The organism is Rhizobacter sp. Root1221 (assembly GCF_001425785.1).
In the GTDB taxonomy this organism is placed as follows: Bacteria; Pseudomonadota; Gammaproteobacteria; order Burkholderiales; family Burkholderiaceae_C; genus Rhizobacter.
Genome location: NZ_LMDI01000006.1, coordinates 1 through 25,341, shown reverse-complemented (window position 1 = coordinate 25,341; position 25,341 = coordinate 1). Strand labels below are relative to the sequence as shown.

General features: G+C 68.2%; 28 protein-coding genes and 1 riboswitch. Of the genes, 15 read left to right on the top strand and 13 right to left on the bottom strand.

Annotated elements, in window-relative coordinates:
* On the top strand, window positions 1–912 hold the full coding sequence (locus ASC87_RS05965; protein WP_056658217.1) for a glyoxylate/hydroxypyruvate reductase A: 912 nt from the start codon (window positions 1–3) through the stop codon (window positions 910–912).
* A gap of 46 nt (window positions 913–958) precedes the next feature.
* On the opposite strand, the gene ASC87_RS05960 is transcribed toward ASC87_RS05965, so the two are convergent.
* Window positions 959–1,723 (bottom strand): serine protease, encoded by a 765-nt coding sequence (locus ASC87_RS05960; protein ID WP_056658214.1) that lies wholly within the window; start codon window positions 1,721–1,723, stop codon window positions 959–961.
* A gap of 157 nt (window positions 1,724–1,880) precedes the next feature.
* On the opposite strand from ASC87_RS05960, the gene ASC87_RS05955 reads away from it, so the two are divergent.
* Window positions 1,881–2,105, top strand: coding sequence for a hypothetical protein (locus ASC87_RS05955; protein ID WP_056658211.1), 225 nt, complete (start codon window positions 1,881–1,883; stop codon window positions 2,103–2,105).
* A gap of 4 nt (window positions 2,106–2,109) precedes the next feature.
* On the opposite strand, the gene ASC87_RS05950 is transcribed toward ASC87_RS05955, so the two are convergent.
* The gene (locus tag ASC87_RS05950) at window positions 2,110–3,015 is read right to left on the bottom strand and encodes a LysR family transcriptional regulator (protein ID WP_056658208.1); all 906 of its coding nucleotides are present in this window, start codon (window positions 3,013–3,015) and stop codon (window positions 2,110–2,112) included.
* Window positions 3,016–3,123: 108 nt separating this feature from the next.
* Here ASC87_RS05950 and ASC87_RS05945 point away from each other — a divergent pair, with 108 nt between their 5' ends.
* Window positions 3,124–3,885: an SDR family NAD(P)-dependent oxidoreductase gene (locus ASC87_RS05945; RefSeq protein WP_056658205.1), complete on the top strand. Its 762-nt coding sequence runs from the start codon at window positions 3,124–3,126 to the stop codon at window positions 3,883–3,885.
* A gap of 76 nt (window positions 3,886–3,961) precedes the next feature.
* Window positions 3,962–4,114, top strand: a riboswitch (FMN riboswitch).
* 92 nt (window positions 4,115–4,206) lie between these two features.
* On the top strand, window positions 4,207–4,674 hold the full coding sequence (locus tag ASC87_RS05940) for a 6,7-dimethyl-8-ribityllumazine synthase (RefSeq protein WP_056658202.1): 468 nt from the start codon (window positions 4,207–4,209) through the stop codon (window positions 4,672–4,674).
* Between the two features lie 8 nt (window positions 4,675–4,682).
* Here the strand turns inward: ASC87_RS05940 and ASC87_RS05935 are convergent, their stop codons facing one another.
* A complete protein-coding gene (locus tag ASC87_RS05935) occupies window positions 4,683–5,585 on the bottom strand; it encodes a DMT family transporter (RefSeq protein WP_056658199.1) in 903 nt (300 codons plus the stop codon).
* Window positions 5,586–5,637: 52 nt separating this feature from the next.
* On the opposite strand from ASC87_RS05935, the gene ASC87_RS05930 reads away from it, so the two are divergent.
* From ASC87_RS05930 to ASC87_RS05920, 3 genes are all read left to right on the top strand, one after another.
* Window positions 5,638–6,195, top strand: a complete 558-nt coding sequence (locus tag ASC87_RS05930; RefSeq protein ID WP_056658196.1) for a helix-turn-helix domain-containing protein — start codon at window positions 5,638–5,640, stop codon at window positions 6,193–6,195.
* 255 nt (window positions 6,196–6,450) lie between these two features.
* Complete coding sequence (locus ASC87_RS05925; RefSeq protein WP_056658193.1) at window positions 6,451–7,578, top strand: PEP-CTERM sorting domain-containing protein; 1,128 nt, start codon at window positions 6,451–6,453, stop codon at window positions 7,576–7,578.
* A gap of 197 nt (window positions 7,579–7,775) precedes the next feature.
* Window positions 7,776–9,077, top strand: a complete 1,302-nt coding sequence (locus ASC87_RS05920; protein ID WP_157603871.1) for an alanine racemase — start codon at window positions 7,776–7,778, stop codon at window positions 9,075–9,077.
* Between the two features lie 3 nt (window positions 9,078–9,080).
* On the opposite strand, the gene ASC87_RS05915 is transcribed toward ASC87_RS05920, so the two are convergent.
* On the bottom strand, window positions 9,081–9,935 hold the full coding sequence (locus ASC87_RS05915; RefSeq protein ID WP_056658186.1) for a LysR family transcriptional regulator: 855 nt from the start codon (window positions 9,933–9,935) through the stop codon (window positions 9,081–9,083).
* 126 nt (window positions 9,936–10,061) lie between these two features.
* Between ASC87_RS05915 and bla the strand changes: the two genes are divergently transcribed.
* Both bla and ASC87_RS05905 read left to right on the top strand, forming a co-directional pair.
* Window positions 10,062–10,928 carry a class A beta-lactamase gene (gene bla / locus ASC87_RS05910; protein WP_082568430.1) on the top strand — a complete coding sequence of 289 codons (867 nt, stop codon included), beginning with the start codon at window positions 10,062–10,064 and terminating at the stop codon, window positions 10,926–10,928.
* 84 nt (window positions 10,929–11,012) lie between these two features.
* Entirely contained in the window at window positions 11,013–11,222 is a 210-nt protein-coding gene (locus ASC87_RS05905) for a hypothetical protein (protein ID WP_056658183.1), read from the top strand.
* 1 nt (window position 11,223) lies between these two features.
* On the opposite strand, the gene ASC87_RS05900 is transcribed toward ASC87_RS05905, so the two are convergent.
* The 6 genes from ASC87_RS05900 to ASC87_RS05875 form a co-directional block, all read right to left on the bottom strand.
* Window positions 11,224–12,144 carry an AraC family transcriptional regulator gene (locus ASC87_RS05900; protein WP_056658180.1) on the bottom strand — a complete coding sequence of 307 codons (921 nt, stop codon included), beginning with the start codon at window positions 12,142–12,144 and terminating at the stop codon, window positions 11,224–11,226.
* Window positions 12,145–12,169: 25 nt separating this feature from the next.
* The gene (dalD, locus tag ASC87_RS05895; protein WP_056658177.1) at window positions 12,170–13,582 is read right to left on the bottom strand and encodes a D-arabinitol 4-dehydrogenase; all 1,413 of its coding nucleotides are present in this window, start codon (window positions 13,580–13,582) and stop codon (window positions 12,170–12,172) included.
* Between the two features lie 8 nt (window positions 13,583–13,590).
* Window positions 13,591–14,634, bottom strand: a complete 1,044-nt coding sequence (locus ASC87_RS05890; protein WP_056658174.1) for an ABC transporter ATP-binding protein — start codon at window positions 14,632–14,634, stop codon at window positions 13,591–13,593.
* 18 nt (window positions 14,635–14,652) lie between these two features.
* Complete coding sequence (locus ASC87_RS05885; protein WP_056658171.1) at window positions 14,653–15,471, bottom strand: carbohydrate ABC transporter permease; 819 nt, start codon at window positions 15,469–15,471, stop codon at window positions 14,653–14,655.
* A 12-nt stretch (window positions 15,472–15,483) separates the two neighbouring features.
* Complete coding sequence (locus tag ASC87_RS05880) at window positions 15,484–16,341, bottom strand: carbohydrate ABC transporter permease (RefSeq protein ID WP_056658490.1); 858 nt, start codon at window positions 16,339–16,341, stop codon at window positions 15,484–15,486.
* A gap of 88 nt (window positions 16,342–16,429) precedes the next feature.
* Window positions 16,430–17,740, bottom strand: a complete 1,311-nt coding sequence (locus ASC87_RS05875) for a sugar ABC transporter substrate-binding protein (RefSeq protein WP_082568429.1) — start codon at window positions 17,738–17,740, stop codon at window positions 16,430–16,432.
* Window positions 17,741–17,978: 238 nt separating this feature from the next.
* Here ASC87_RS05875 and ASC87_RS05870 point away from each other — a divergent pair, with 238 nt between their 5' ends.
* Window positions 17,979–19,574: a glucan biosynthesis protein gene (locus ASC87_RS05870; protein WP_056658169.1), complete on the top strand. Its 1,596-nt coding sequence runs from the start codon at window positions 17,979–17,981 to the stop codon at window positions 19,572–19,574.
* Window positions 19,575–19,704: 130 nt separating this feature from the next.
* Here the strand turns inward: ASC87_RS05870 and ASC87_RS05865 are convergent, their stop codons facing one another.
* Together ASC87_RS05865 and ASC87_RS05860 are read right to left on the bottom strand one after the other, a co-directional pair.
* A complete protein-coding gene (locus ASC87_RS05865) occupies window positions 19,705–20,196 on the bottom strand; it encodes a heme-degrading domain-containing protein (RefSeq protein ID WP_056658166.1) in 492 nt (163 codons plus the stop codon).
* A 25-nt stretch (window positions 20,197–20,221) separates the two neighbouring features.
* The gene (locus ASC87_RS05860; RefSeq protein WP_056658163.1) at window positions 20,222–21,418 is read right to left on the bottom strand and encodes an AGE family epimerase/isomerase; all 1,197 of its coding nucleotides are present in this window, start codon (window positions 21,416–21,418) and stop codon (window positions 20,222–20,224) included.
* A gap of 218 nt (window positions 21,419–21,636) precedes the next feature.
* On the opposite strand from ASC87_RS05860, the gene ASC87_RS05855 reads away from it, so the two are divergent.
* The 4 genes from ASC87_RS05855 to ASC87_RS05840 all read left to right on the top strand — a co-directional run bounded on the left by ASC87_RS05855 (window position 21,637) and on the right by ASC87_RS05840 (window position 24,119).
* Window positions 21,637–22,032 (top strand): OsmC family protein, encoded by a 396-nt coding sequence (locus tag ASC87_RS05855; protein ID WP_056658159.1) that lies wholly within the window; start codon window positions 21,637–21,639, stop codon window positions 22,030–22,032.
* A 53-nt stretch (window positions 22,033–22,085) separates the two neighbouring features.
* A complete protein-coding gene (locus ASC87_RS05850) occupies window positions 22,086–22,655 on the top strand; it encodes a YceI family protein (RefSeq protein WP_056658156.1) in 570 nt (189 codons plus the stop codon).
* Between the two features lie 368 nt (window positions 22,656–23,023).
* A complete protein-coding gene (locus ASC87_RS05845; protein WP_056658153.1) occupies window positions 23,024–23,557 on the top strand; it encodes a DUF1697 domain-containing protein in 534 nt (177 codons plus the stop codon).
* Window positions 23,558–23,579: 22 nt separating this feature from the next.
* On the top strand, window positions 23,580–24,119 hold the full coding sequence (locus ASC87_RS05840) for a DUF1697 domain-containing protein (protein ID WP_056658149.1): 540 nt from the start codon (window positions 23,580–23,582) through the stop codon (window positions 24,117–24,119).
* Window positions 24,120–24,136: 17 nt separating this feature from the next.
* Here ASC87_RS05840 and ASC87_RS05835 read toward each other — a convergent pair whose 3' ends face one another.
* On the bottom strand, window positions 24,137–24,793 hold the full coding sequence (locus ASC87_RS05835) for a glutathione S-transferase family protein (protein WP_056658146.1): 657 nt from the start codon (window positions 24,791–24,793) through the stop codon (window positions 24,137–24,139).
* Window positions 24,794–24,883: 90 nt separating this feature from the next.
* Here ASC87_RS05835 and ASC87_RS05830 point away from each other — a divergent pair, with 90 nt between their 5' ends.
* The gene (locus ASC87_RS05830) at window positions 24,884–25,159 is read left to right on the top strand and encodes a DUF2277 domain-containing protein (protein WP_056658141.1); all 276 of its coding nucleotides are present in this window, start codon (window positions 24,884–24,886) and stop codon (window positions 25,157–25,159) included.
* Window positions 25,160–25,341 lie beyond the last annotated feature (182 nt).

Genomic DNA, 25,341 nt, shown 5'->3' with positions numbered 1-25,341 from the left:
ATGAAGATCGTGTGCTGTTTCGGGGCCGGACCGGCCGAGACCGGGCCGTGGGTGACCGAACTCGCCGCGGCGATGCCGGTGGCCCAGGTCAGCGCCGACGCGCTCGATGCCGACTACGCCGTGGTGTGGCGCGCCCCGCAGGCCTTCTTCGACCGGCAGACGCGCCTGAAGGCCATCTTCGCGGCCGGCGCCGGCGTGGACGCGTTGCTGGCCATGCGGCTGCCGGCCGGCGTGCCCGTGATCCGGCTGGAGGACGCCGGCATGGGCGAGCAGATGGCCGAATACGTGGTGCACGCGGTGTTGCATCACGTGCGCCGCTTCGACGCCTATGCGGTGCTGCAGGCCGGCCGCACGTGGCGGCCGTTGCCGCCCCAGCGCAAGGCCGACTGGCCCGTCGGCATCCTCGGCTTGGGCGTGCTGGGCCGTGCGGTGGCACAGGCCCTGCGCGCGCTCGGTTTCCCGGTGTCGGGCTGGACCCGCACCCCGCGCGGCGAACCGGGGGTGCATGCGGGCGAGGCCGGCCTCGCGCCGTTCCTCGCGAACACGCGCATCCTCGTGGACATGCTGCCGCTCACGCCGCAGACCCACGACCTGATCGATGCGCGCGTGTTCGCGCAGTTGAAGACCCCTGCGTACTTCATCAACGTGGCCCGCGGCGACCACGTGGTCGAGGCCGACCTGCTGGCCGCACTCGACACCGGCGTGCTGGCCGGCGCCACGCTCGACGTGTGCCGCAACGAACCTGCGCGGCCCGACCACCCGTTCTGGTCGCACCCGAACATCGTGCTCACGCCGCACGTGGCGGCGATGACGCTGCGGCACGAGTCGGTCGCGCAGATCGTGCAGAAGATCGAGGCGCTCGAACGTGGTGCCGCGGTGGACGGGGTGGTGCGGCCTGAACGTGGCTACTGAGACGGTGTGAACGAGCCCGAAACGCCCGCTCGTCTCGCGCATCCATTCACAGCTTCTGAGGTGGCTGGTCCTCGGTGAGGGTCATCACCATGTCGGCGTACCACGCGCAGTTGAGTCCGAGCGATTCGTCCTGGGCGAGGTCACGGCCCGACATGTCGAGCCGCGCCGAGTGCACCCCCAGCAGCTTCCACGGCAGCGCGCTCTTGCTGGACGGGTCGCGCAGCACCACGGGTGCCCCGCTGGTGCCGCGGTGTGTGCGTGCGTCGGTCAGGAAGTAGCCCTGGCCCTGGAAACGCATGCCGAAGGCCGAGGCCACCACCGATTGGCGCACCACCGGCAGGTGGTGCAGCGTGTCGTGGAAACCGAGCGGGAAGCCCACCACGAGGATCGAGCTGCCCACTTCCACGGCACTGTGCGACGGCTGCAGGTGCGCCGGCGTGAAGGCCTGCAGCACGGCCGACGCGGGCATGGCGCTGCGGTCGAGCTCGACCACCGCGACGTCGATGTCGCCCCCGGTGTCGGACCCCTGGCGCCACAGGCTGCGGCCGTCTTTGTACAGCAACAGCGACATGTTGACCGATTTCCCGAGGTCACCTTCCTGCGCGTGCACCTCGATCTCGATGCGGTTCGGATAGTGTCCCGACGGTTCGTCGAACACCACGTGCCGGCTGGTCACCAGGTACAGGCGCTCGTCGCGCTCGAAGAAAAAACCCGAGGCCGATGTGAGGGCTCGCTGGCCGTCGAACGTGGCGATGCGGGTGGCCGTCAGCAGCAGCGAATCGATGACGATGGGAAGGGGCGGGGCGGTCATGGCAGTCCTTGCAATTCGTCGGACCCAGGCCATTGGCACCCGGCGGGAAAAGAAATCGGCAGGGCCTCACCTTAACACCCTCGGCGTGCTGCGAAAGGGTCACGAATCTGTCTGGTGGAAGTGGTATCGTGGGTGAACCACCCAGGAGACTGATCCCATGTCCCCGTTTTCCCGTTCGTTGTCCGCGCCGCGGCGCGAAGCGCTGCGCAGTTCCCTGCTCGACACGGTGAATCTCCTGAAGAAGCGCCGTGCCGCCGACATCGCCCCGTCCGACATTGACGACTACATCAGCCTCGAATGGTTCGAGTGGAACGGCGGCAGCCTCCGCCTCACCGACGTGGGCCAGAACGTGTGCAAGCAGGTGACGGCCGGTCTCTCCTGACCCCTCACCGCGCGGCGTCCATGTAGGGCGCCAGCACCTCTGCCAGCCAATCCATCAGCGCCTGCACTCGCTTCGGCAGGTTGCGGCGGTTCGCGTACACGATCGACACCGGCATGGGCTCCGCGCACCACGCCGGCAGCACGGTCACGAGCCGTCCCGCCGCCAGCAGCTCGGACATTCCGATCAACGGCACCTGCACCAGGCCGAGGCCCGCGAGGCATGCGGCCAGGTACGCATCGGAGTTGTTGACCGTGACCACGCTCGGCATGTCCCGGAACTTCCACGTGCGCCCTTCGGGGTATTCCCATCCGGGGGCATTCGGGTTGAGCGTCTGCGAGTAACGCACGAGCAGGTGCTGGTCGAGGTCGTCGAGCGACTGCGGCGTGCCATGTGCCGCGATGTACCCGGGGCTCGCGCAGTTGACCATCTGCAGCCGGCCCAGTGGCCGCGCCACCAGCCCCGACTCTTCCAGCGCGCCGATGCGCAGCACGCAGTCGAACCCGCCGTCCACCACATCGACACGCTGGTCGGTGGTGCTGAGGTCGATCGCCACACGCGGGTGGCGCGCGAGGAATTCCGGCAGCCGCGGGATCACCGCGTTGCGTGCGAAGGCGACGGGCAGGTCGATGCGCAGCCGGCCGTCGATGGCGCCGGGGGCCTGCTGGAACATCGTCTGCAGGTCGTCGGCTTCACCGAGCAGCGTCTGGCAGCGTTCGAGGAAGGCCTCGCCATCGGGCGTGAGCCGCACCGTGCGGGTGGTGCGGTGGAGCAGCCGTGTGCCGAGCCGCGTCTCCAGCTGTTGCACCGAGGTCGAGACCCGGGCCTTGGGCATGCCGAGCTGGTCGGCCGCGCGCGTGAAGCTCGCCAGTTCGGCGACTTTGACAAACGTGCGAAGGGCGTCGAGTTCCATCGGTGACTGTTCTCGCTGGCTGAACGGTGAGGTCGGGTAGCGGCACTTTATCCGGCGGGGCCACATTCCTACAGTCCACCCATCGCAACGACATCTCCGGAGAACAGCATGCAGACCACCCCGATCGCCCTCGTCACCGGCGGCAGCCGCGGCCTCGGCCAGAACACCGTGCTGGCGCTGGCCGCGGGCGGCAGCGACATCGTGTTGACCTACCGCGGCAACGAGGCGGCCGCCCTCGACACCGTGCGCCGCATCGAGGCCCTGGGCCGCCGCGCCGTGGCGCTGCCGCTCGACGTGGGCCACAGCGCGAGCTTCGGCGCATTTGTGGTGAGCCTGAAGCAGGTGCTGGCCGAGGTGTGGCAGCGCGACTCCTTCGACCACCTCGTGAACAACGCCGGCGTGGGGGTGTACGCGGCGTTTGCAGACACCACCGAAGCCCAGTTCGACGAGTTGATGAACGTGCACCTGAAGGGCACGTTTTTCCTGACGCAGGCGCTGCTGCCGCTGATCGCCGATGGCGGGCGCATCGTCAACGTGTCCTCCGGGCTTGCGCGCTTCACGCTGCCGGGCTATGCGGCCTACGCGGCCATGAAGGGCGGCATCGAGGTGCTCACGCGGTACCTGGCGAAGGAACTCGGCGGCCGTCGCATCCGTGTCAACACCCTCGCTCCGGGCGCCATCGAAACCGACTTCGGCGGCGGGATGGTGCGCGACAACGCGCAGCTGAACGCGGCCATCGCGTCGCAGACCGCACTCGGCCGCGTGGGCCTGCCTGACGACATCGGCGGGGCGGTGGCGGCGCTGCTGTCGCCGGGCAACCAGTGGGTCACGGGGCAACGGATCGAGGTGTCGGGCGGTGTGAACCTCTGATGGGCCTGTAGCCCGGGCGACAGCGGGTTTTCCCGCGGCACGCTATGATCGCTTCGCGGCGGGTCCAGGCCCGCTGTTGCGTTCTCAGGGCGGGGTGAAACTCCCCACCGGCGGTGATGGCGACTCGATCGCACAAGCCCGCGAGCGCCCGGCACTCCCCGTGCCGGGGTCAGCAGACCCGGTTGGATTCCGGGGCCGACGGTCACAGTCCGGATGAAAGAGAGCGCGACGTGCACGTGTCCCCCATTTCCGCCCTTCGCGGACGCGGGTGCAGTGCGCTCGTGCGCCCTGATTCTGGCTTTCACCGTTCAAGAGAACACCATGAATCAGTCTGTTGTTGCTTCCCGTCCCCGCTTCGCGTTCGTGCATGGCCAATGGCATGCCGACATCGTGGGCCGCGCCCGCGAAGGTTTCCTCGCCGAGCTCGCCCGCCAGGGTTTCCCGGCCGATGCCGTCGATACGTTCGAGGTGCCCGGCGCGTTCGAGATTCCGCTGCACGCCAAGCGCCTCGCCGAAACCGGCCGCTATGCCGCCATCGTGGCATCGGCGCTGGTGGTCGATGGCGGCATCTACCGCCACGAGTTCGTGGCCGATGCGGTGGTCTCGGGCCTGATGCGCGTGCAGCTCGACACCGGCGTGCCGGTGATGTCGGCCGTGCTGACGCCGCACCACTTCCACGACCACGACGAACACCGCCGCTACTTCAGCGAACACTTCGTGCAAAAGGGCGCCGAGGCGGCCATCGCGGCCGTGAAGACGGTGGCGTCGCTGCGGCGCATCACCGCCTGAGCGCGGTGTCAGTTGGGGTGCGGTTCGGATGGCTTGCGTGACGTGACCACCAGGCCCAGCACGATCAGCGCCCCGCCCACCAGCCCGAGCGGCCCCAGCTGTTCCCCGGCGAAGCGGCCCACGAGGCCGGCCCACACCGGTTCCAGCGAGTAGATGAGCGTGGCGCGGGTGGCAGACACCACCTGCTGCGCCCAGTTCATGGCGAACTGGATGAACGCCGTGGCCGCGGCCAGCGCCACGATGGTGAGCACGAAGCCGGGTGCAGGTTCGGGCATGGCTTCCCCGCGCGCGAGCGCAACGGCCGTGCACATCACCGAGACGAACAGCATCTGCACGAACGCGAGCCGCGACGGGTCGCACCCGTGCGCGAAGCGGCTCAGCAACAGGATCTCGAACGCGATGGCCAGTGCCGCCGCGAGGGTGAGCCCCTCGCCGAGCCCGAACGCCCAGCTCAGCGCCGAGGGGTCGGCCAGGCACACGGCGCCGGCAAAGGCGAGCGCGATGCCGAACCACGCGGTGGCCGACGGCGCACGCCGCTGCCACACCCATTGCACCAGCGGCACCATGGGCACGTACAGCGCCGTGAGGAACGCGGACTTGCTGCTGGAGATGGTCTCCAACCCCATGCACTGCAGCGCATAACCGAAAAAGAGCGCCGTACCGATGAGTGCGCCGGCGCGCCATTCGCGGGCCGTGATGTGGCGCAGCTTGCCGCGCAGGAACAGCGCGAGCATCAGCCCGGCCAGGCCGAAGCGCACCGCGACCAGCCCGAACGGCCCGCTCCACTGCAGCGCGTTGTGCACCGCGAGGAAGGTGCCTCCCCACAGCATCGTGATGAACACCAGCAGGGCCTCGCGGCGGTGGTGGACGGGCGAGGCAGCGGCGGGCAGGTTGGAGACGGCGGTGTTCATGGGGTTCGGGTTGCGCAACAAAGTGCGCAAGGCTGGGCAGTATACTGCGCACATGACCGGCAGTTCCCTTGAAGTCCTTCAGCATTTGTCGGGCAACCTCCGCGCTGCCCGGGTGGCGCTGGGGCTCAGCCAGCAGGCCCTGGCCGACGCCTCTGGCGTGAGCCGCCGCATGCTCGTGAACCTGGAGGGGGGCGACGCCAACGTCAGCTTCGCCACGCTCGACCGGCTGGCGCGGGTGCTGGGCGTGACGTTCGCCGAACTGATCCGTCCTGCCACCGGCGAGGCCGCACCGGTGCTGGCGTGGCGGGGCACGAAGGACGGCAGCCACGCGTCGCTGCTGCAGAGCCACCGCATGGCCGCGGGCGCCTTCGAACTGTGGGAATGGCGGCTCGCGGCCGGCGAGCGGTACGACGCCACGGTCGACCCGAAGGGGTTCCACGAGATGCTGTACATCGCCGACGGCACGCTGACCTTGAAGGTGGGCCGCAAGCGCCTCGACCTGACCGCGGGGCGCTCGCACCTCTTTGCAACGGACACTGGCTACTCGTATTGGAACGAGAGCGACGTGCCCTGCGTGTTCCTGAAGAACGTCATTGCGTTCGAGGTGTGATCGCACCTCCAAAATCTTGGGTGCTGAAGAACGACTCCAACCGCTTTCATGTCCGTCACGGATTCCTCATGGTGGACGAGGGTGAATTCGACAACTACTACGTTCGACAGGCTCTGCCCAGTCGAAACTGACATAGGGCAATTGCTCCGCAACTGACCCTCCTGGCGTGATGGACCACGCCATGCGATTCGTGGGATGGCGCACCGGATGCGCATCGCCTAAGTTGTGGGATTCCTGCCGCGCCGGAGGTTCGCCATGCGCTTGCGTTCCCTGTCATTCGCCGTGGCCGCGTTGACCGCTTTGTGGGGCCCGGCACAGGCCTTCGACTACCGGCTGCGCGACATCAGCGCCAACGGCGTTTTCCAGGTGCCCACCGCCATCAACGATGCCGGCCAGGTCACCGGGTTCAGCCCGCGCGACGACGTGTCGAGCGGCTACTACTACAGCGCCACCACCGGCCTGCTGCGGCTCGACGCACGGTCGACACCCGGCATGCCGGCGCTGGCTACCCGGGGCATCGATATCAATGCCGGTGGCCAGGTGGTCGGCTGGTGGCTGCAGGACCGGCAAGTACGCGCCTTCACGTGGACGGTCGACGGCGGCATGCGCAACATCGGCCCACCTCCGTTCGAACCCATCGGCATCGACAGCGCCGGCCGTGTGCTGGGCACCACCGTGCCCGGCGGCCTCGGCATCAGGCAGCTCGCGATCCATGATCCCGTCTCGGGCATGCAGCCGGTGACGTCGCCCGTGCTGGCGATCGCCGCGGCGGGCCTGCGCGACGACGGTGTGATCGTCGGTACCCGCCTCGATGAAACGATATGGACGCCCTCTCGCGCGGGCCTGTTGGATGACGGTGTGTGGACCGCGCTGCCGGTGCCGGCCGGGGGCGGCCGGTCGGAGGCCGCCGGGTTCAACCAGGACGGTACCGTGGTGGGGGTGTTCAACCGTTGGGACGATGGCGCCGACACAACGATCGGAAGCGCCTTCGCGGTGCACGACGGACAGGCCATCGACATCGGTGCCGGGCTCGATGGGCTCACGCTGTACAGCGTCGCCAAGCGGGTCAACACACAGGACATGGTGATCGGGCGCGCCTACCGCGGGCCTGAACTGGGCGAGTACGAATTCATCTTTGACCTGGCCACCCGCAGTTTCGTCGACCTGGCCACGGCGCTCGACCCCGTCGCCGCTGCCGGGTGGTCCGATCTGCGGTTCGCCGACATCAACGACCTGGGACAGATCGTGGGCACCGGCTTGTTCGGCGGCGAGCAACGCGCCTTCCTGCTGTCACCGGTGGCGCCGGTGCCGGAGCCGGCCACCGCGCTGATGCTGCTGCTCGGATCGGTGGCCGTGGCGGGTGCCGCGCGCCGGCCCCGCTGACCGCCAGCGGGCATCCCTCTTTTGTCATCCCATTGGCGCAGGCCCACTGCTGTCCGGGGAAAATCTCGGTCATCCCGGCGAACGCCGGGATCTCCAGCGGTAGACGGGAACGCTGCTGTTCAGCGAAAAGGTGGGGATCACGGCCTGCGCCGGGACGACGGAGGCGAGGCGTGTGCCAACGCCCAAACGGTGCCATGATGCCCGCGATGACCCCCGACGATCTGCTCGATCCGCTGCTCCAACCCGGCCTGAAGGGTTTCCCGCACGGCCACCGCCCATTGCGTCGCAGCGAGGTGGGGCAGCTCGGATGGAATGTGCTGGCCGGCGACCTTCCGTTGCCAGTGGCCGTGATCAAGCGCGAGGCGCTGGAGCACAACCTCGCGTGGATGCAGCGGCGGGCGCAGCGCTGGGGCATCGGCCTCGCGCCCCACGGCAAGACGACGATGTCGCCGCAGCTGTTCGCCCGGCAACTCGATGCCGGCGCCTGGGGCATCACGTTCGCCACCGTCACCCAGCTGGTGGTGGGGGTGGCGGCCGGCGTGCGCAACACACTGGTGGCCAACCAGGTGTTCGCCGACGCCGACCTGGCCTGCATCCAGGCACTTCTGCGCGGGCATGCCGGGCTGCGCGTCGTGTTCCTCGTTGATTCGCTCGCACAACTCGCGCTCGTTGACGCCTGGTGGGTGCGCCACCCGGGCAGCGTGGCGTTCGAGGTGATGCTCGAGGTGGGGTTTTCGGGCGGCCGCACCGGCTGCCGTACCACGGCGGAAGGCGAGGCGCTGGCCGCGGCCCTGCACGCGAGCCCGGCCGTGCACCTCGTGGGCATCGAATCGTACGAAGGGCTGCAGGCCACGGGCGACACGGCGCGCGACGAACCGTTCGTGCGCGACCTCATGGACCGTGTCGAGGACCTCGCCCGGCACTGCGACAGCGCCGGCCTCTTCGAGGCCGATGAGGTGCTCGTCTCGGCCGGCGGTTCCGCGATCTTCGACCTCGTGGCGGGCCGCCTGGCGCCACCGCTCGGCAAACCGGTGCGCGGGCTGTTGCGCTCAGGGTGTTACGTGACACACGACCACGGTTTCTACCGCCGCATGGTGCACACCGTCGAGGCCCGGCTCGGCTGCGCGTGCGACGAAACCCTGCGCCCGGCGCTGGAGGTGTGGGCCGCGGTGCAGTCCCGGCCCGAACCGGGCCTCGCCATCCTCGCGGTGGGCAAACGTGACCTGTCGTTCGACCTCGCGATGCCCGTGCCGGTGGCCCGCGCCGCACTCGGCGACCGCCAGGCTTCGCCGGTGCCGGCCGGATGGCGCATCGACCAGCTGAACGACCAGCATGCCTACCTGCGCTGGGATGCCGCGGACGAAAGCGATGCCCCGGCCGTGGGCGACCGCGTGGGGCTCGGCATCTCGCACCCGTGCACCACGTTCGACAAGTGGCCGTGGATGCCGGTGGTGGAGCCCGACTACCGCGTGTCGGACGCCGTCACCACCCACTTCTGACCGTCACATCGCCGCCAGCAGCCAGGTGCGGAAGTTGCGCATCGCGGGCGTGGGGCGCTTCGACTTGAGCCGGGTGAGCCAGTAGCGCCCGGTGGACACCTCGGTGCCGAACGGCCGCACCAGCCGGCCATCGGCCAGTTCGCCCGCAAACATCGTGGGCGGCAGCAGTGCCACCCCGGCCCCTTGCGACGCGGCTGCCGCCATGGCAAGCGACGAGTCGAACACCGGGCCGCGCAACCACGGGCACGGCACACCAGCCGCCTCGAACCACCGCGCCCATTCGTCGGCACGGTACGAGCGCAGCAGCGTCTCGCCGCCCAGCGCACCCGGTGCCACCAGCCGCGCAGCGATGGCAGGTGAGCACACGGGCGACAGCGGGGCATCGATGAGGGGCTCGGCTTCGGTGCCGTGCCACGCCCCGTCGCCGAAGCGGATCGCGAAGTCGAGCCCTTCGCCCGCGATGTCGACCCGGTTGTTGTTGGTGAAGAGGCGCAGGTCCACGAACGGGTGCTCGCGCCGCCACGCCTCCAGGCGGGGAATGAGCCAACCCACGGCGAACGTGCCCACCGCGGCCACGGTCAGCACCTCGCGGAAGCGGCCTTCATCGAACTGGCCCAGCACGGACCCGATGCGCGAGAAGCTGTCGGCCAGCACCGGCAGCAGTGCCAGGCCTTCGTCGGTGAGCGCGAGGCCTCGTGGCAGGCGGCGAAAGAGCGGCGCACCGAGTCGGTCCTCGAGGTTCTTGACCTGCTGGCTCACCGCGGCCTGGGTGACGTTCAGCTCGATCGCGGCGCGCGTGAAACTCAGGTGGCGCGCCGCCGTTTCAAAGGCACGCAAGGCGTTCAGGGGCAACTGCATGGTGCCGCCATTGTGCTGCCTTGGGCCCCAGATTTTCTGATGGCTCGCCCTCGATATCGTCGTTTGTCCGCACCGGTGCGCGCCGCTATCGTCCCGCTCCATCAGTAACTGCAAGAGGAGGAAACGATGGATCGACGCCTGTTCAACGCCATGCTGGCGGCCGCGCTCACCGGGTGCGGCACGGCGGCCACGGCCCGGAAAAACTGGGGAGTCTCGCCCGAATGGGCTCGGCTGGAAACGTCGGTGGGTGGCCGCCTGGGCGTGGCCGTGCTCGACACCGCGACCGGTCATTGCAGCGGCCACCGCGTGGACGAGCGGTTCCCGATGTGCAGCACCTTCAAGTGGCTCGCGGCGGCGGTGGTGCTGCAGCGCGTGGACGCCGGCGTGGAGCGGCTCGATCGGGCCCTGCCGGTGGCGGCGCACGACATCATCGACCACTCGCCGGTGACGGTCACCCGCGTGGGCGGCACCATCACGCTCGGTGAGCTGTGCGAAGCCACGATCACCGTCAGCGACAACGCGGCGGCGAACCTGATCCTCGCCGCATGCGGCGACCCGGCCGCGGTCACGGCCTACGCGCGCAGCGTGGGTGACACCGTCACCCGCCTCGACCGCAACGAGCCGTCGCTCAACGAGGCGCGCCCCGGGGACCCGCGCGACACCACCACCCCCGCGGCGATGGCCGCCACGCTGAACAAGGTGGTGCTGGGTGACGCGTTGACGCGTGCGTCGCGCGAGCGCCTGGCCGGTTGGATGCGAGGTACCAAGACCAGCGGTGACCGCCTGCGTGTCCACCTGCCGGCCGGCTGGCGCCTGGGGGACAAGACCGGCTCCGGGGCGAATGGCACCACCAACGACGTGGGCGTGGTGTGGGTGCCCGGCCGGGCCCCGGTGGTGGTGGCGATGTACCTCACCGAAGCCGGCGCCGCGAGCCCGGCCGCACGCAACGCGGTGATCGCCGAGGCGGGCCGGGTGGTGTGGACGGGGGTGTGATACCTGCACGTGCAGCCCGCGTGTCCTCCTACAGACCGGGCCGGGGGCGGTACGTAGCATGGCTACTTCATCCGGAGGTACTCGATGAAAAACCCATGGCTCAAGAAAAACCCGTTCCTCAGCATGTGGCTCAGCGGCGCCAACACCGTGGCGTCGCACGCGCGGTCCCAGGCGTCCGCCGAGGCCTCTCGCCAGTCGAAGCGTGTCGTGGCTCAAGGCATCGACGAGGCGATGAAGTTCTGGACCAGCGCGTGGCAGACCCCGGTCGCGCCTCGCAAGCGCAGGAAGCGCTGACCTATCGATCGGGCCCGAACCGCGCCTCCGCCTGCCGGCGGAATTCCTTCGGGGTCATGCCCTTGATCTCGAGGAAGCGGCGGTTGAAGTTGGCCACGTTGTTGAACCCGGCGTCGTAGCAGACGTTGGTGATGTACTGGTTGGTGTCCATCAGCAACTGGCATGCGCGGGTGACCCGCACGCGGTTCACGAAGTCGGTGAACGTGTTGCCGGTGGCACGCCGGAAGAAGCGGGAGAACTGGCTCTCGCTCATGCCGGCGCGTGCGCTGATCTCGGCCATGGACAGCGGCTTGGCCGCGTTGTCGGTGATGTAGTCGACGATGCTGCTCACCCGTGCCTGCGCGGGCTCGTCGTCGAAGCTCTGCAGCGGCATGCTGGAGAGCAGCCGGTAGTCGGCGCACTCGGCCAGCTCGCCGAGGAACTGCAGGAACTCGGTGAGACGCTTGAGCCCGCGCAACGCCTTGATGCGCTGCATGCGGGCCACGGCCACGTCGCTCATGCCGAAGAACTCGACGCCGTGGCGCGCGCGCTCCAGCAGCGGCAGCACGTCGCGCAGGTCGGTGATGAGTTCCGCGGCACGGCGCAGCGGGGCCTCGTGGAACTGCAGCACCACGTCGCGCAGGGCCACGCCCTCGGGGGGCACGTCGGTGGAGATCCAGTTGTGCGGCAGCTTGGGGCCGGTCAGCACGAGGTGGCCGGGTTCGAAGTGGCCGATGTAGTCGCCCACGAACACCTTGCCGTGGGTGTCCGTGATCAGGTGCAGCTCGTACTCGTTGTGGTAGTGCCATCGCACGAGCGGGTTCGGGAAGCCGTGTTCGAGGCAGCGCACGTAGCCGTACGTGCCTTCGGGTTCGTAGCCGAGGTCGGGGCCGCGCTGGAAATCGTGTTCCAGTTCGGGGCTGCGCATTCGGTTGCCGTTCATGTCTGCTCCGGGGTCGATCGTGACATCAAACCGATACGTTACTCCCAACGAACGTCCCAACGAACGCTCGCACGCGTCCGTGGGCCTGGCGCAGCGCCGCTTCCAGGCGCGGGTCGCCGGCCAGCGGCCCCCACAGCACCGGGTCGCGCACGAAGGCGCCGAGCGGGTCGTCCGCCGCGAAGAAGGCGTGGGCCTTGGCCGGGTCCATGCTCTGGTCCTGGTAGTCGAACGGCAGTTCACCGCGGTGCCAGCGGCCCAGGAACTCGAAGAAGAGTGCAACCAGCACCGCGGTGCTGGCGATGGGCGCCCCTTGTTCCAGCCGGTCGCGGAACGTGGGCACGAGGAACCCCGGGATCTTCGCGAACCCGTCGGCGGCCACGCGCTGGTTGGTGTCGCGCAGGTACGGGTTGCCGAAACGCTCGAACACCACGTCGCGGTAGGCGGCCAGGTCCACCGGGTACGGGTTCTGCCGCGTCACGAGCGACGGGATCACGTCGAGCGTGACGTAGTCGTGCACGAGGCGGCGGATCTCGGGGTGTGCGAGGTCCTCGTGGATGAACTGCGAGCCCAGCATCGTGCCAGCCCACGCGAAGCCGCTGTGGCTGGCGTTGAGGATGCGGATCTTCGCTTCCTCGTGCGGCAGCACCGACGACACCAGTTCCGCGCCCACGAGCTCCCACGCCGGCCGGCCGTTCGCGAAGTTGTCCTCGATCACCCACTGGATGAACGATTCGCCCATGAGTGCCGCGCCATCGGTGAGGCCGGTGGCCGCGCGCACGCGCTCGGCCACGTCGGGCAACGGGCGCGGGGTGATGCGGTCCACCATGCTGCTCGGGCAGGTGGTATGGGCCTGCACCCAGGCACGCAGCGTGTCGTCCCCGCGGCGTGACAGGAAATCGATGAACCCGGCGCGGAACCGCGAACCGTTGTGGCGCAGGTTGTCGCAGTTGAGCAGCGTGACCGGTCCGGCGTCATGCAGCCGCCGTGCTTCCAGGATGGCGGCCAGTGCCCCGTAGATGGTGGTGCAGGTGGCACCGCTCAGGTCGGAGGCGAGGTCCGGGTAGCGGGGGTCGAGCTGGTCGTGTTCATCGAGGTAGTAGCCCGCCTCGGTGACCGTGAACGAGATGATGCGGGTGGCCGGATCAGCCCCCGCGCCGACGAGGCCCGTGAGCCACGGGTCGTACGGGATCACCTCGCGGATCGCGTGGATGCGTTCGTAGCGGCGCTCGCCCGCCGGGCTCACCGTTTCGAGCGTGTATGCGCCGTCCTGGGCCTGCAGTGCCGCGATGGTGTCGGCCATGTCGTCGCGCAGGTTGCCGCCCTTGAGGATCCAGCCCGCATGACCGGCGTCCATCAGCCGTTGCAGGTAGACGGCCTGGTGCGCGCGGTGGAACGACCCGAGGCCGAGGTGGAGGATGACGGAGGGGGCGGTGCTCATGTCGGAGGTCAGGCAGTGGCGGGTGCCGCCAGCAGGCGGCCTTGGGAATCGAAGAGGTGCATGGCGTCGTCCGTGAACGAGATGCCCACCTTCGCGCCGGGTTTGAGGGCGGTGCGTTCGCTCTGGCGCGACACCAGCAGCGCGCGGTCGCCCACGCGGGTGTGGATCAGCGTGTCGGCGCCGAGCGACTCGACCAGTTCCACGAGGGCAGGGATGCCCTCGCCGGAGGCGTGCACACGCACGCCCTCGGGCCGCACGCCCACCGAACCATCCGGCGGCAGCTGGCCGCCGGCGATGCGGGTGAGTTCGGGCACGGCCGCCGCGGGCACCACGTTCATCTGCGGTGTGCCGATGAACTGCGCGACGAACTGGTTGGCCGGGTGGTCGTACAGATCGAGCGGTGTGCCCACCTGCTCGATCTGGCCGTCGCGCAGCACCACCACGCGGTCGGCCAGTGTCATGGCCTCCACCTGGTCGTGGGTCACGTAGATGGTGGTGGCGCCCAGGTCGCGGTGGAGCTTGGCGATCTCCACGCGCGTCTGGCCGCGCAGCGCGGCGTCCAGGTTCGACAGCGGCTCGTCGAACAGGAACACCTTGGGCGCACGCACGATGGCACGGCCGATGGCCACGCGCTGGCGCTGGCCGCCGGAGAGTTCCTTCGGCGTGCGATCGAGGTACTTCGTGAGGTTCAGGATGGTGGCCGCGCGGTCGACCTTCTCGCGGATCACCGCCTTGTCCACCTTCGCGAGCTTGAGCGCGAACGACATGTTGTCGAACACGGTCATGTGCGGGTAGAGGGCGTACGACTGGAACACCATCGCGAGGTCGCGCTTGGCCGACGGCAGGTCGGTGATGTCCTTGCCGTCGAGTTCGATGGACCCTTCGGACGTGGTTTCGAGGCCGGCGATCAGCCGCAGCAGCGTGGACTTGCCGCAGCCCGACGGGCCCACGAACACGACGAACTCACCCTTCTGGATGCCGAGGTCGATGCCGCGGATGGTGCGAATGTCACCGAACGCCTTCACGACGCCATGGAGTTGGAGGTAGGACATGGTGTTCTCCTGTGGTGTTTACTTGACGGCGCCGAAGGTCAGCCCTTGCACGAGCTGCTTCTGGCTGAACCAGCCGAACACGATGATGGGGGCGATGGCCAGCAACGACGCGGCCGACAATTTCGCCCAGAAGAGGCCCTCGGGGCTCGAGTACGACGCGATCAGCGCCGCGAGCGTGCCGGCGTTCGCCGACGTGAGGTTGAGCGACCAGAACGCCTCGTTCCACGCGAGCACCAGGCACAGCAACCCGGTGGATGCGATGCCGCCCTTGGTCAGCGGCAGGATCACGTGCTGGAACTCGGTCCACACCGTGGCCCCGTCCAGCCGCACGGCTTCGAGGATGTCGTTCGGCACTTCCTTGAACGCGCTGTAGAGCATCCACACCATGATGGGCAGGTTCGACAGCGTGAACACCACGATCAGGCTGAACAGCGAGTCGAGCAGCCCGGTGGTCTGGGCCATCACGTACACCGGCACGAGGGCGCCCACGGCCGGCATCATCTTGGTGGAGAGCATCCACATCAGGATGTCGCGGGTGCGCTTGGTTCGGTGGAACGCCATGGCATACGCCGCGGGCGCGGCGATCAGCAGGCCAAGCACGGTGGACACCACGCTCGTGATCAGCGAGTTGCGCGCGTACAGCAGGTAGTCGCTGCGTGCCTGCACCTCGGCGAACGTGGCGAGCGTGGGCGTGAAGAAGAGCTGGGGCGGCGTGGCAATGGCCTGCATCTCGGTCTTGAATGCCGTGAGGCCCAGCCAGAACAGCGGGAAGAACAGCAGCAGCGCGAGCGCCCAGGCGCTCACGGTGCGCACGTAGGGGAAGGGGGGTTGTTTCATCTCGGTCTCCCTTCAGTCGAGGTTCTTGCCGACCATGCGGATCAGGAACACGGCCGCGATGTTGGCGAGCACCACCGCGAACAGGGCACCGGCCGAGGCCACGCCCACGTCGAAGTTCATCAGCGCCTGCTTGTAGATCAGGAACGCGAGGTTCGTGCTTTCGTTGCCCGGGCCACCGGAGGTGGTGGTGTAGATCTCGGCGAACACGCTCATCAGGAAGATCATCTCGATCATCACGACGACGGCGATGGCACGCCCCAGGTGCGGCAGCACGAGGTACCAGAACTGGTGCAGCGAGGTGGCGCCGTCCATGCGGGCGGCTTCCATCTGTTCACGGTCGAGCGACTGCAGCGACGTGATGAAGATCAGGCACGCGAAGGGCAGCCACTGCCACGACAGCATGATGATCACGGACAGCATCGGGAAGTCCGTCATCCAGTCGATCGGCGTGAGCCCGAAGAACGTCCACACGTGCGCGAGCACGCCGTAGATCGGGTTCATCATCATGTGCTTCCACAGCAGCGCGTTCACCGTGGGCATCACGAAAAACGGCGAAATCAGCAGCACCCGCACGAGGCCCCGGCCGGGGAACGGTTCGTTGACCAGCAGCGCGAGGCCCACGCCCAGCACCACCGTGATGGCGATCACCGACGCGAAGAGCTGGAGCGTGTGGTTGACCGACGGCCAGAAGTCCGGGTCGGTCATGAAGTAGTGGAAGTTCTCGAGGCCCGCGAACCCGTGTTCGCCGGGCTGCATCAGGTTGTAGTGGATGGCCGAGAAGTAGATCGTCATCACCAGCGGGACGATCATCCACAGGAACAGCGTGACAACGGCCGGCGCCATCAGCGCACGAGGCAGGAAGCGGGACACCGCCGCGCCTTCGCGGCGGGGTGTGGAAACAGCGGTGCCCGCGGAAGGCACCGCCGTCGGGAGTTCCCGGGTGGCGGTGTTCATGGTGTCACTTCTTGTAGTAGCCGCCCTTGGTCATCTCGCGTTCGGCAGCCGTCTGCGCGGTCTTCAAGGCCTGGTCCACCGTGACCTTCCCCGACAGCGCCGCGCTCATCTGCTGCCCCACGGCGATGCCGATGGCCTGGAACTCGGGAATCGCGGCGTACTGCACGCCGGTGTACGGCGACTTCGGCAGCGTGCTGTCGTTGGCGTTGGCCGTGCCCATGGCCTTCTGTTCCTCGACCGCGAACTTCGCGACCTTCTGGAACTCGGGGTTGGCGTAGGTGGACTTGCGGGTGCCGGTGGGCACCGCGTGCCAGCCGGCTTCCTTCGCCACCAGGTTCACGTACTCCTTCGACGTGGCCCAGGCGATGAACTTCTGCGCGGCCTCGGGCTTCTTCGACGACGCGGGGATGGCGAGGTTCCACGACCACAGCCAGTTGGCGCCCTTCGGGGTCACCGCGGTGGGGGCCTGCACGAAGGCCACCTTGTCGGCCACCTTCGACTGCTTCGGGTCGCTGACGAACGAGGCGGCGATCGTGGCGTCGATCCACACACCACACTTGCCTTCGTTGAACAGCGCGAGGTTCTCGTTGAAGCTGTTGGCCGACGCACCGGGCGGGCCGTACTTCTTCATCAGGTCCACGTACAGGCCGATGGCGTCGTGCCACGGCTTGGTGTCGATCTGCGGCTTCCAGGCCATGTCGAACCACTGGCCGCCATGGGTGTTGACCATGGTGGTCAGGAATGCCATGTTGTCACCCCAGCCCGGCTTGCCACGCAGGCACAGGCCGTACACGCCCTTGGCCGGGTCGTGCAGCTTCGACACGATGTCGGCCATCTGGGCCCACGTCGGGTTGGGGGGCATCGTGAGGCCCTTTTCCTTGACGAGGTCGGCGCGGTACATCGTCATGGAGCTTTCGCCGTAGAACGGTGCCGCGTAGAGCTTGCCGCCGTTCGACAGGCCGCTGCGGATGGATGGCAGCAGGTCGTCCACGTCATAGGCCGGCGAGGTGCCGATTTCCTTCAGCCAGCCCTTCTTGGCCCAGATGGGCGCTTCGTAGAGGCCGATCGTCATCACGTCGAACTGGCCGCCCTTGGTGGCGATGTCGGTGGTGACGCGCTGGCGCAGCACCCCTTCCTCGAGCGTGACCCACTTGACGGTGATGTCCGGGTTTGCCTTCTCGAACACCTTGGTATGCTTTTGCATCTCGATCATGTGACCGTTGTTCACGGTGGCGATCACGAGATCGGCGGCGAAACCACTCGAGGTGGCAAGCAGGCCGAGCCCCAGGGCCGCGAAGGCGCGTTGGAATGTCATGACGTTCTCTCCTCGTTGTTCGACAGCGGGTGTGACGGGATGACCGTCGCCCCGAGGGAACGATACGCGTATCGAATTGCAGATTTGGTACGCACGTCGCGGGGTTTTGTACTTTGATGCGCGCATTGCCCGGGGTTTATCCCAGGTGCGGTTGGTTGCGTATGGATGCGCGCCGTCAGACCCCCGGAAAAACCCGGCATTGCGTCCGCCCTTCCGGTTTTGTGCAAACTGCGTCGCAATGCAAAAACGACGCCACTTCCTCCGCTCCCTCGGCCGCGGTGCCGCTCTCGCCACCGCCGGCAGCCTCGGGCTCTCGTGGACCGAGACCTTCGCCGCACTCAAGCCGCTGGGCCGTCCCCAACCGTTCGACTTCGCCGCGTTGAAGGGCCAGGCCCGGGCCTTGTCCGCGGCGCCGTACGTGGCCCGGCCCGACCGCTTGCCCGCCTCGGTCGCCGGGCTCGACTGGGACCAGTACCAGTCGATGCAATTCCGGTCCGACCACGCGCTGTGGGCCGACCAGGACGCGCGCTTTCGCGCCAAGTTCTTCCACCTCGGGCTCTTTTTCAAGAAGCCCGTTCGCATGTACGAAGTGGCCTCGGGCCAGGCCCAGGAACTGGCCTACGACCCGGCCATGTTCGACTACGGCCAGAGCGGGCTCAAGGCAGGCGCGTTGCCGGCCGACCTCGGCTTTGCCGGCTTCCGCCTGAATTTCCACACCGACCCGGTGCGCGACGCGGCCGCGTTCCTGGGGGCGAGCTACTTCCGTGCGGTGGGCAGCGAGTGGCAGTACGGCCAGTCGGCCCGTGGTCTTGCCATCGACACCGGCATGGAGCGGCCCGAGGAGTTCCCTGACTTCGTCTCGTACTACCTCGAACGGCCCGCGCCGGGTTCGAACACGCTCGTGGTCTACGCGCTGCTCGACTCACCGAGTGTGTCGGGGGCCTACCGCTTTGCCATCACGCCGGGCGACACCCAGGTGATGGACATCGACGCTGCGCTGTACCCGCGCAAGGTGATCGAGCGCCTCGGCATCGCGCCGTGCACCAGCATGTTCCAGCATGGCGAGAACGACCACCGCATGGCCAACGACTGGCGGTCCGAGATCCACGACACCGACGGCCTCGCGATGTGGCGGGGCAACGGCGAGTGGGTGTGGCGCCCGCTGACGAACCCGCCGAACCTGCAGTTCAACGCGTTCACCGACAAGAGCCCGCGCGGCTTCGGCCTCGTGCAGCGCGACCGCAACTTCGACCACTACCAGGACGACGGCGTGTTCTACGACCGCCGCCCGTCGCTGTGGGTGGAGCCGAAGTCGGACTGGGGCGAGGGGAGCATCCAGCTGGTGGAGATTCCCACCAACGACGAGACCTTCGACAACATCGTGGCCTTCTGGAACCCCGACCGCAAGCCGCAGCCGGGGCAGGAGTGGCTCGTGGGCTACCGGTTGTACTGGGGCGCGCAGCCGCCGGCGCGGTCGGCGCTCGCGCATTGCGTGGCCACGCGAACGGGCCTGGGTGGCGTGGTGGGCAAGCCGCGCCCGTACTTCTCATGGCGGTTCGCGGTGGACTTCACCGGCGGTGAACTGTCGCGGCTCGGGCGCGATGCCAAGGTGGAGGCGGTCATCACCGCCAGCCGCGGCAAGGTCGAGATCACGTCGGCGCGGCCGCTGGAAGCCATCGACGGCTGGCGCGCGATGTTCGACCTCAAGCCCGAGGATGCGAGCACGCAGGCCATCACGCTGCGCCTCTTCCTGCGCCACGAGGGCAAGCCGTTGACGGAGACGTGGCTCTACCAGTACGTGCCGCCAGCGGTGGCGGACCGGAAGGTGGTCTGACGGGCACGGTCCGCGCGCGCCAAGGCGCTTCACGGGACGCGCTGTCATCCCGGCGAAAGCCGGGACCCACTGGGCCGTGGCGCCTGGGCATGGTGGGCCCCGACTTTCGTCGGGGTGACACGATGGGGCTTCAGCCCAGCGCTACCTCCGCCACCGGCACACTGCACAGTTCGGCGATGGCTGCCACGGCCATTTCGTGGTCGTCGCGTTGAGGCAGGCCCGACACGGTGACCACCCCCACCACGCCGGTGCCTTCCACGTGCAGGGGCACGGCGCCGCCGTGGGCGCAGTAGTCACGGGTGGGCAGGCCCATCAGGGCTTCGAGCGTGTTGTTGTCGCGCGCGAACTCGAGGCCCACGCGGTACGAGCTGCGGTGCATCAGCTCCACGGTGTTGCGCTTGCGGCGTGCCCAGTCGGCATTGGCCGGCTGGGTGCCTGCCATGGCCATGAAAAACACGGTGTGGCCGCCCACGCGGATCTCCACGGTGACGGGCGTGCCGGCCGCATCGGCCAGGGCCTTGATGCGGTTGCCAAGCGTCCACGCGGTGTCGCCGTCGAAGTGCTTGAAGCGCAGGCGCTGTTCCTGGAGGGCGAGGCGGGCGAGGTCGGGGGAGAGGCTCACGGTCGGGGTCCGGTGGTTGGGGGCATCAGGCCTTCAGGCCGCGCAACACGTCGTGGCAGGCGCCCATCGTGTGGTAGTCGGTCTTGCCGGCCGGGCTTTTTTCGTCGCTGTAGGCCCGGTTGTCGGGCGTGAGGATGCGGTACCAGGCGCCGTGGGTGTGGTCCACCATGTGGGCCCAGCTGTAGGCCCAGATGCGGTCGTACCAGTCCCAGTAGCCGGTCTCGCCGGTGCGCACCGCCAACAGCGCGGCGGCCGCGAAACTTTCGGCCTGCACCCAGAAGTACTTGTCGGCATCGCACACCTCGCCCGTGGGGGCGAAGCCGTACACGAGGCCGCCGTTCGTGGTGTCCCAGCCGTGGCGCATCGCGGTGTCGAAGAAGTGGCGCGCGCGCGGCAGCAGCCAGTCGGGGCGCTCGGCGGGCGGCAGGTGTGCGTCGAGCTGCATCAGCAGCTTCGTCCATTCGGTGAGGTGGCCTGTCTGGAACCCCCAGGGGCGGAAGATGTTGGTCTTGTCGTGGCGGTTGTAGTCCCAGTCGACCTGCCAGTCGGGGCCGTAGTGTTCCCACACGAGGCCGTCGGCCAGGGCGGCCTGGCGGCCGGTGATGGCGTCGGCGAGCTGCACGGCACGGTTCAGGTACTTGCGGTCGCCGGTGGCATCGAACGCGGCCATCATGGCCTCGCACGAGTGCATGTTGGCGTTCTGGCCGCGGTACGGTTGCAGCTGCCAGTCGGGTGTGGCTTCGTCGGCGTACAGGCCATGGGCGGGTTCCCAGAAGTGCTGCTCCATGAGCTGCCAGGCGGCTTCCAGGCCGGCGGCCGCTTCGGCCACGCCGGCCTTGAGCGCGTGGGCGTGGGCCAGCACCACGAAGGCGAGGCCGTAGCAATGGTTGGTGCCGTCCTGCACGGTGGCGCGGCCATCGTGCCAGTCGATCTGCCACGCGTAGCCACCTTGCGGCTGCGCATGTGCGGCCTGCAGGAACGCGAGGCCGTGGCGCACCGCGTCGAGGTCGGCGGGGCGGCCGAAGCGGCGGTATGCGGTGGCGTGGTTGAACACGAAGCGCGTGCTGCTGACGAGGTGGCGCGTGCGGCGGTCGTAGACCGTGCCGTCGTCCTTGTAGAAGTGGAAGAACCCGCCGGAAGGGTCGATCTCGCGGCCTTCGTAGAACGACAGCGTGTGCTGGATGTGCGCGAGCAGGAATTCGGGGCTGCGGAAATCGGGCATGGGAATGGGGCGGTCAGGGCAGAGGGGTGGGCGGCCAGGATCATTCACGCGGCGGTTGACGGAGGCAGGCGGAGGGCATGCATCTCCCTCCTGGCCGACCCGGCCGACGCTTCGTCGAGTGTAGGGGGCCTGCTCCGATCCTTCCACAATGGCCGTTCGGAGCGCGCTGGCCCACTGGTTAAGCTTCGGGGCCGATCTTCTTCCCTGACCATACCGCCATGACCACACACGCCTTTTGGGACCATGCCCGCGGCACCTCCGCGTGCGACGTCACGTTCGACGACGGGCAGACGCTCGCCGCCGACCTGGAGCCGTCCGCCGGGGGCCTGGGCGGCCCCACCCCCCACGACCTGCTCGATGCGGCGCTGGCCGCCTGCACCACGTTGACGCTGCAGCTCTACATCGCCCGCAAGGGCATGGCGGTGGCGCAGTTGCGGGTGGAGGTGTCACACGCCAAGAGCGGCACGCAGAACGTGATGACCCGCTCGATCCAGGTGTCCGGCACGCTGACCGACGACGAGCGAGCCAGCCTGCTGCGTGTGGCGGAGGCCTGCCCCGTGCACAAGACGCTGACCACCGGGTCGTCGATCGTCACGTTGATGGCGCGTGCCTGACGCCGGCTGCTGTTGCAGAATCGTCGTTCACCCACTGCCTTCGAGGAACCCCGATGAAATCGATTCTCCTGCTGGCCCTGGTGGCAGCGTCGGCACCGGCCCTGGCCGCCCCCGTCACGTACACACTCGACCCCGCCCACACCTACCCGAGCTTCGAGGCCGACCACATGGGCGTCTCGATCTGGCGCGGCAAGTTCAACAAGACCGCCGGCCAGGTGGTGCTCGACAAGGCGGCCAAGACCGGGCAGGTGGACGTCACGGTGGACATGGACAGCGTCGACTTCGGCCTGGACATCATGAACGCCGAGGCAAGGAAGGCCACGCTGTTCGACACCGCGAAGTACCCGGTGGCCACCTACAAGGGCCGGCTCGAGGGCTTCATCGACGGCGTTCCCACGCAGTTGGTGGGCGATCTCACGCTGCACGGCGTGACCCGGCCGGTGGCGCTCAAGGTCAACTCGTTCAAGTGTGTCCCGCACCCGATGCTCAAGCGTGAACTCTGCGGCGCGGATGTGGTGGGCACGTTCAACCGGGACGAGTTCGGCATCGATGCCGGCAAGGCCTACGGGTTCCGCATGGACGTGACGCTGCGCATCCAGGTGGAGGGCCTCGCGGCCGAGTGAACCGCGAGTTGTCCACCGCGGCCGCCTTTCCACACCAGAGGTGGATAGCCATGTGAACAACTTGGTGATGGATCGCTGGAACCCGCGCCGTTGCTTGCTTTCCTTTGGATTGCCCGGCTTTGAGGCAGGGTGGAAAAGGGGGTTTTGCGGTGAGTCCACAGGCCCCGTGGACAGCCTTGTGCACAACTTGGTGACGGATCGTTGAACCCCCGATGCCTATTGGGTTCTCCTTGGAATGCCCAAGGATGAGGCACCGGGGATTTTCCGGTGCGGGCTAACACGGGAACGGCGTTTTCCACGTGTTCGGCGGCGTTTTTTTTCAGAGCGCACTTCGGAGAGAATGCCCCCTCCTTGCGAAGGCTTACCCCATGGACGAACGCATCGCACTGCTCCGCGGCATCAACGTCGGCAAGGCCAAGCGCGTGGCCATGGCCGACCTGAAACAACTGATGGCAGGGCTGGGGTTCGGGGACGTCCGCACCTTGCTCAACAGCGGCAACGTGGTGTTTTCGGTGCCGCCCAGATACCGGGGTGACCCGGCGAAACAGATCGCCCAGGCCGTGGCGTCCGACCTGGGCGTGACGTGCCGGGTGCTGGTGCGCACCGCCGCCGAGTGGCGCGCGGCCATGGCCGAGCTGCCGTACGAGTCAGTGCCCGAGCCGTCGCGGTTGCTCGTGATGTTCCCGTGTGACCCGGGGTCGCTGCGGTTGCTGGACGCGGCACGGGCCGAAGACTGGTCGCCTGCCGAACTGCACGTGGGGCAGCATGCCGCGTTCCTGTGGTGTCCGGACGGCCTGCTGTCCACCCCGCTGGGCGACGCGGTGATGAAGGCGCTGCGCGACGAGGGCACCGGGCGCAACTGGGCCACGGTGGGTAAGCTCGAGGCGTTGTTGCACGGCTGAGCGCCGGGCAGAATGTCCCCCCATGCGCTATGCCGTCTTCCTTCGCAACGTCAACTTGGGCCGGCCCAACTGTCCGACCCGTGGCCAGTTCGAGGCGGCGTTCCTGGACGCCGGTGCGCACACCGCGTCGTCGTTCCTGACCAACGGCACGCTGGTGTACGAGCCGGCGGCGGGGCGCTCGGCCCAGGCGGTGTACGAGGCGGCGTGCGAGGCGCTGCGTGGCGTGTGTGGCCTGAAGGAGCCCGGTTTCGTGCGCACGGTGGCCTACCTGTCGGAGGTGGTGGCCACGGCGCCGTTTGCCGGCGTCGACCCGCACGATGTCTACGCGTGCTGCGTGTCGTTCCTGTCATCGCCCGAGGTGGTTCCACCCCCGCTGCCGATGGCCTCCGCGCGCCGCGACGTCGAGCTGGTGCAAGTCACGCCCGGCGAGGTGCTGAGCGTGTGCCGCATGGTGGGCAACTCCCCGGGCAGCCCGAACGCGTTCCTGGAGAAGCTGTTGGGGTCGCCACTGTCGACCCGCAACTGGAACACGGTGGTGCGGCTGGTGGCCCGGTTCGCTTGACGCGCGGCGCTTTCCTGTCAGTCCCGATCGGGCGCGCCAAGCGGGAAGTACGGCCGGAACGGCCGGGCCTCGTCCACCGCCCTGGCGAACGACGGCCGGGCCAGCAGCCGGTTGCGGTACGCCCGCACGTTCGGGCAGTCCGTGGGGATCGGGCGGGTCCAGTCGGCATAGAACAGTGCCGGGGCCGCGGCGCAGTCGGCCAGGGTGAACGCGTCGCCCGTCGCCCAGGTGCGCGACACCATCACGCCGTCCAGCCAGCGGTACGCGGTGTCGAGCATGCGGCCGGCCTCGTCCACGCCGTAGGGGTCACGCACGCCTTCCGGGCGGATGGCGTTGAAGACGAACTTCTGCTGCGGGGTGGAGATGTAGTTGTCGAAGAAGCGGTCCATCAGGCGCACGTCCAGCGCGGCGGCCGGATCGTCGGGCAGGAGCCGCACGGGTCCTGGTCGCGCCAGGGCGAGGTGTTCGATGATGATGCTGGCCTCCATCACCGTGCGGCCGCCGTCCACGAGCACGGGGAACCGCTTCATCGGCCACAGCGCCTGCAGCTCGGCGTTGGCGGCCGGGTCCTCCAGTGACCGGTACGTGAACGGGGTGTCGTTTTCGTAGAGGGCCACGAGCACCTTCTGGCAGTACGACGAAAACGGGTGGGCGTAGAGTGTCGGGATGCTCATGCGGTGATCCGGTTCCTTGGGGGCACAGCCGTGGTTATAGACCGTCGCCGACCCCTTGGCGAACCGGCGCCGCGTTTTCCGGGAGTGCCCATGTGCCGCAACATCAAGACCCTCTTCAATTTCGAGCCGCCGGCCACCGAGCTGGAAATCCGTGACGCGTCTTTGCAGTTCGTGCGCAAGCTCAGCGGGTTCACCGTGCCCTCGAAGGCCAACGAGGCCGCGTTCGACCAGGCGGTGCTCGACGTTGCGGCCGCTGCCCGAACGCTGATCGACGCCCTGGTCACCACCGCGGAGCCGCGTGACCGCGAGGTCGAGGCGGCGCGGGCGAAGGTGAGGTCGTTGTCCCGGTTCGGGCCGGGCACTTGACGAGGCAACGGCGCCACGAGCCATCCCTCTTTTGTCATCCCGCCGCAGGCCCACTGCTGTCCGGGGAAAATCTCGGGTCATCCCGGCGAACGCCCACTACTGTCCGGAATAAATTGGACCGAGGTCACGTAAGTTGTTGCGAGCACTCGCTGTTTGGGATAAATCCCAGAGCGCCAACTCAA